Consider the following 3,679-nt stretch of genomic DNA (forward strand, 5'->3'; position numbering starts at 1 on the left):
CGGCGGCTTGGTAGCGGTGGCGGTCAGGTTCGGCCGTTCCGAACGCCGACTAATGCTGGCGCTGCTCATCGCTGTGCTGCCGTTTGGCTTCGCGTTCGCAGTGCTCTCGGCGCACCCTGATCTTTTCGCCGGGGCAGCGCTGGCCGGGTTCGCCGTGACGCTTGCCTCGGTAAAGGGCGACCGGTCAATCTTGTTTGCCAGTGCGACCTATGGCGTCACCATAGCGGTTCTGACGCTCGCGCACGAAGCGATCCCGTCGTTGTTCTCGCTCGGCGCCGTGCTGGCCATTGCGGCTCTCGCGGCGCACAGTCCGATCAACATCCAGCGTATTAGCGCGCTGCTCGCCGTCGCTCCCGGGCTGGCTGTCTCGGTAGCCGCAGCATTGCTTGGGCGCCGCGGAATCTCGTCCCAATTGTGTGCGATGGTGCCGCACGGTGCTGTTGACTGGCCGGCGGCGGGCAAGCTCTCCGCAAGCCAAATTCTTAGCGGCCAACACTTTTACATCGATTATCACGATTGGATGTGCCGGAACATCATCATGAACTTCGACCAGACGTTCGCCGACGCCGCCAGGTTCGTCGCCAGCATCGGTGCCGGGCTGCTTGCTTCGACCGCGTTCGGGATTGCCCTGCTGACGATGACAGTCTTGGCCATCGGCCACGTTTCCGGAGTGCCCTTCCGGCGTTTCTGCGAACTGCCACGCCGGCGGCTCTGGTGGGTGACATTCGCGGCCGTGCTCATGCTGCCGGTTTTTGCAACCTCAGTCGACTGGGTCCGGTGGTGGGTCACCATCTCGTTCGACATAGGCATCGTGTACTTGCTCTACGCGAGCAGTCAGCCCGAGGCCACTCAGGAACCGACCCGGCGCACCCGCGTCGTGTTCGCTGTCGGGGTTATGTTGTTGGCCTTGTTCCCAGTCGGGGTCATCCCAGGCTTCGGGGTCCCACCGCCGGTGTGATCATTCGGACGAATCCCGCGTACACGTCGGGCACGGATGCACCGAATTATGCCTCAACATAATCGATTTCACTAACACGGCCTGTTCAAGAGATCGGAGCACTGCCATGAAGCCGCAGCATCGGGGTCATTACTTCCCCTATCGCTACGACCCATTGCTCGCCCCAATGTGGTTACCATTTCGGTGGCCCGGCAACCAGGGGGTGACGCTGACCGACGATGGTCGATTCATCGCCCGCTATGGGCCATTTCGTGTCGAGGCGCCGCTGTCCAGTGTTCGCGACGCCCATGTCACCGGCCCCTACCGATGGTGGACCGCCGTAGGCCCTCGGTTGTCGTTCGTCGATGACGGACTGACCTTCGGTACCAATGCACATGCCGGTGTCTGCATCCACTTTGAGCCACGGATTCGTCGGGTCATCGGACTGCGGGACCACTCGGCCCTTACCGTGACCGTCGCGGACACCGAAGGCCTGGCCGCAGCGCTCAAGAGCATCATCTAGGGCCGGGCAAAGCCCGCCCCGAGTGACCGGAATCTGTTGGTACGCCAGTGTTCCCGGCTAGCGGGCGGCCTTTTTTCGTTCGATGTCGGCCAATGCAGCAGCCAGTTCGGCGCGCTGCGCAGCCGATTGCTCCCAGGACAGCTTCCGATTCTTGATCACCTTGGCCGGTGCGCCCACCGCGATCGAATAGTCAGGGATTACCCCGCGGACCACCGCATGCGCCCCCAGCACGCAGCCCCGCCCGACTGAGGTGCCACGCAACACCGTCACCTTCGCAGCCATCCAGGTGTCCGGCCCAATGCGGACCGGGGACTTGACGATTCCCTGATCCTTGATCGGGGTGTTGATGTCATCCATCCGGTGGTCGAAGTCGCAGACGTAGCACCAGTCGGCCATCAACGCCGAAACCCCAAACTCGATGTCGAGATAGCAGTTGATGACGTTATCCCGGCCCAGCACTACTTTGTCGCCGAACCGCAGCGAGCCCTCGTGCGCGCGGATCGTGTTCTTGTCACCGATGTGTACCCAGCGCCCGATCTCGAGCTGCGCGAGTTCGGGCGTCGCGTGGATCTCCACACCCTTGCCCAAAAACACCATGCCGCGGGTGATGATGTGCGGGTTAGCCAGCTTGAACTTCAGCAGCCGCCAATAACGCACCAGGTACCAGGGAGTGTAGGCGCGGTTGGCCAGCACCCACTTCAGCGAGGCCATAGTGAGGAACTTGGCCTGGCGCGGATCTCGCAACCGTGACCCACGCCAGCGGCGATGAAGCGGTGCACCCCACATCGTCGTCATGGCCGGACAGCTTAGCCCGGCGACGATGCGCGCCGGGACGGCGGGCTGAGGAGGCGGGCAATCACGCCCCGCCCGGCGACGATGCGCGCCGGGACGGCGGTTACCCTCACCTGTACTTGATCGCTGCTCATACCAAAGTCCCGCGGAAGGATTTGAGAAACCGAGGTGCTTGCCCGACATCTCCGTATGCTGCGGCGTTTCCGTATGCTGCGGCGTTGCCCCACTACGATGTTCGCGGCCGTGCTGGTCATTGGAATCGGCGGTTGCGGCAACACCGACTCCTGGGTTGACGCGTCGGCCGCTCAAGGCTGGCCGGCGCAATACGGCGACGCGTCCAACAGCAGCTACACCGCAACCAGCGGCGCCACCACGTTAGCGCTGCAGTGGACACGGCCGGTTAAAGGAAGTTTGGCGGCCGGGCCGGCGCTCAGCGCGCGCGGATACCTCGCGATGAACGCGCAGACCCAGGCCGGATGTTCACTGATGGAGTGGGAGAACAACGACAACGGCCGACAACGCTGGTGTGTTCGGCTGGTCCAGGGTGGCGGCTTCAGCGGTCCGTTGTTCGACGGCTTCGACAATCTGTATGTCGGCCAGCCCGGGACGATCTTCTCGTTCCCGGTGACGCAGTGGACACGCTGGCGGCAGCCGGTGATCGGGATGCCGTCCACCCCCCGCTTTCTCGGCAACGGCCAACTGCTCGTCACCACGCATCTGGGGCAGGTGCTGGTTTTCGACGCGCATCGCGGCATGGTGGCCGGTAGTCCGCTGGACCTGGTGGACGGCGTCAACCCGACCGACCCGACGCGCGGGTTGGCCGATTGCGCGCCAGCCCAACAGGGCTGCCCGGTCGCGGCGGCCCCTGCCTACTCGGCGGCCAGCCAGACGGTGGTGCTCGGCGTCTGGCAGCCCGGCGCACCGGCCGCGGGGCTGGTCGGGCTGAAGTACCACTCGGGGCAGACGCCGCTGCTTGCCCGTGAGTGGACCAGCGACGCCGTGGACGCCGGTGTACTTGCCAGCCCGGTGTTATCCGCTGACGGATCAACCGTCTACGTCAATGGCCGCGACCAACGGCTGTGGGCGCTGCACGCCGCCGACGGGAAACCGAAATGGTCGGTGCCACTGGAATTTCTGGCACAGACGCCGCCCGCGGTCACCCCGCAGGGGCTGATCGTGTCCGGCGGCGGTCCCGACACCCGGCTGGCGGCGTTCCAGGACGCCGGTGACCACGCCGAGCAGCTCTGGCGCCGCGACGACCTCACCCCCTTGTCGACGTCGAGCCTGGCCGGCGTCAGCGTCGGCTACACGGTGGTCAGCGGTCCGCCCGCAGCAGGCGCACCTGGCATGTCGTTGCTGGCCTTCGATCCACGCAACGGCCACACCCTCAACAGCTATCCGCTACCGGCGGCCACCGGATATCCGGT

The 3,679-nt window shown here is 65.0% G+C and carries 4 protein-coding genes; 3 read left to right on the forward strand and 1 reads right to left on the reverse strand.

Annotated features, from left to right (window positions below; translation table 11 throughout):
- Together AC2VOU_RS12350 and AC2VOU_RS12355 are read left to right on the forward strand one after the other, a co-directional pair.
- Positions 1 to 958, forward strand: a 958-nt coding sequence (locus tag AC2VOU_RS12350; RefSeq protein ID WP_486957640.1) for a hypothetical protein, incomplete at its 5' end; no start/stop codon positions are given.
- A gap of 106 nt (positions 959 to 1,064) precedes the next feature.
- Positions 1,065 to 1,460, forward strand: coding sequence for a hypothetical protein (locus AC2VOU_RS12355; protein ID WP_486957641.1), 396 nt, complete (start codon positions 1,065 to 1,067; stop codon positions 1,458 to 1,460).
- Positions 1,461 to 1,517: 57 nt separating this feature from the next.
- On the opposite strand, the gene AC2VOU_RS12360 is transcribed toward AC2VOU_RS12355, so the two are convergent.
- Positions 1,518 to 2,255 (reverse strand): acyltransferase, encoded by a 738-nt coding sequence (locus AC2VOU_RS12360; protein ID WP_486957642.1) that lies wholly within the window; start codon positions 2,253 to 2,255, stop codon positions 1,518 to 1,520.
- 204 nt (positions 2,256 to 2,459) lie between these two features.
- Between AC2VOU_RS12360 and AC2VOU_RS12365 the strand changes: the two genes are divergently transcribed.
- The coding region (locus AC2VOU_RS12365) for an outer membrane protein assembly factor BamB family protein (RefSeq protein WP_486957643.1) at positions 2,460 to 3,679 on the forward strand (1,220 nt) is incomplete at its 3' end.

This window comes from Mycobacterium sp. TH-M25 (genome assembly GCF_057473665.1).

Excerpts from the sequence above, each read along its gene's own strand:
- AC2VOU_RS12355 (WP_486957641.1), top strand. The coding sequence starts at position 1,065 with ATGAAGCCGCAGCATCGGGGTCATTACTTCCCCTATCGCTACGACCCA.
- AC2VOU_RS12360 (WP_486957642.1), bottom strand. The coding sequence starts at position 2,255 with ATGACGACGATGTGGGGTGCACCGCTTCATCGCCGCTGGCGTGGGTCA.